Origin of the sequence: Enterobacter sp. CM29, from assembly GCF_013179605.1 — a bacterium.
Taxonomy (GTDB): Bacteria; Pseudomonadota; Gammaproteobacteria; order Enterobacterales; family Enterobacteriaceae; genus Enterobacter; species Enterobacter intestinihominis.
Window position 1 is genome coordinate 1 of sequence record NZ_JABMCU010000344.1, and the last position, 1,564, is coordinate 1,564.

The window sequence follows — 1,564 nt, forward strand, 5'->3', positions numbered from 1 at the left end:
AGTTCTCCCAGGTCTGTTGCATTTCGGGAGAATGAGACAACTCATCGAGCAGCTCACTATCCAGCATTTCACCATCCATTAAAGCGGAAAGTTTTTCTTTCTGCATGCCTAATACCTTTTCCAGTATCCCGCTATCGTCAACGCCTGATAAGCGGTTGAACTTTATTATCAATGGCTTCTCGCGCACGGAAAATTCGTGAACGAACCGTGCCGACCGGACAATCCATGATGGCGGCTATCTCTTCATAGCTTAGGCCATCCAGCTCCCGTAACGTAATTGCCATGCGTAAATCTTCCGGGAGCGACTCGATCGTGCGAAAAACGATTTGTCTCAGTTCTTCTGACAACATTAAGTTCTCAGGGTTCGAAATTTCTTTCAGCGCGCCGCCACTTTCGAAGTTTTCTGCATCGATAGCGTCAACATCACTTGAAGGCGGACGACGCCCCTGAGCAACCAAATAATTCTTAGCCGTATTGACTGCAATACGATACAGCCAGGTATAAAAAGCACTATCCCCCCGGAATGAATCCAGCGCGCGATAGGCCTTAATAAAAGACTCTTGTACCACATCAGGAACATCGCCTGACGGTACATAGCGGGAAACCAGACTCGCTACCTTATGCTGGTAGCGCACCACCAGTAGGTTAAAAGCTTTCTGATCTCCCTTCTGGACCCGTTCAACCAGGACCTGGTCCGTTAACTGCTCGCTCATCCGAGGTAATGTCTCCCCAAACCAAATTCCACGCGTTATCGAAACGCCACTCTAACAACATTGCACTTTGAGCAAGCACCGAATTAGAGCGTCTGTTCTTCAATAAGTTCCGTAACGCCTTTGTTTTTGTTCATCGCGCCGCAGACCGTTCATTTTCTCTCATTATAAGTCTGTTCACGATACGCACCCGCTTTCTGACAAGAATCATTAACTTTATCGTCAGAAGAGTAACGCAACACAGGCTTTATTTCACCACAAAATCTGAAGCTAACGATCTGCTTCGCAAAATAATTCCAGTCATTTAGCGATGATTTAACTTCCGGCCATCCGTTTAGTCATTGCAACACGCTTCAAAAAAAACGTGCGATAACTCGCATCACAATGCTATTCTGCCCAGACCATGTTTAGTAAATTAAACAAACATCATGAATACAACGCCTGAACTCCATTGTGATGTACTGATTATCGGCAGCGGTGCTGCTGGCCTCTCCCTCGCGCTGCGCCTGGCGGAACATCAGAACGTAATCGTGCTGAGTAAAGGGCCGATGAGCGAAGGTTCCACCTTCTATGCACAAGGCGGTATTGCCGCCGTGTTTGATGAAACGGACAGCATTGCCTCACACGTAGAAGACACTCTGATTGCCGGTGCCGGGATCGTGGATGAGCATGCCGCAGAGTTTGTCGCCAGCAATGCCCGCCACTGCGTGCAATGGCTTATCGACCAGGGCGTGCTGTTTGATACGCAGGTTCAGCCTAATGGTGAAGAGAGCTATCATCTGACCCGTGAAGGCGGGCACAGCCATCGCCGTATTCTGCACGCTGCTGATGCAACAGGAAAAGCGGTTGAAACC

General features: G+C 48.7%; 3 protein-coding genes. 1 reads left to right on the forward strand and 2 read right to left on the reverse strand.

Annotated elements, in window-relative coordinates:
- Positions 1-106, reverse strand: a 106-nt coding sequence (locus HP459_RS22855; protein WP_253939684.1) for an RseA family anti-sigma factor, incomplete at its 3' end; no start/stop codon positions are given.
- Positions 107-137: 31 nt separating this feature from the next.
- Positions 138-713, reverse strand: a complete 576-nt coding sequence (gene rpoE / locus HP459_RS22860; RefSeq protein WP_006176728.1) for an RNA polymerase sigma factor RpoE — start codon at positions 711-713, stop codon at positions 138-140.
- 425 nt (positions 714-1,138) lie between these two features.
- Between rpoE and HP459_RS22865 the strand changes: the two genes are divergently transcribed.
- On the forward strand, positions 1,139-1,564 hold a 426-nt coding region (locus tag HP459_RS22865), incomplete at its 3' end, for an FAD-dependent oxidoreductase (RefSeq protein WP_171936914.1).

Excerpts from the sequence above, each read along its gene's own strand:
- rpoE (WP_006176728.1), bottom strand. The coding sequence starts at position 713 with ATGAGCGAGCAGTTAACGGACCAGGTCCTGGTTGAACGGGTCCAGAAG.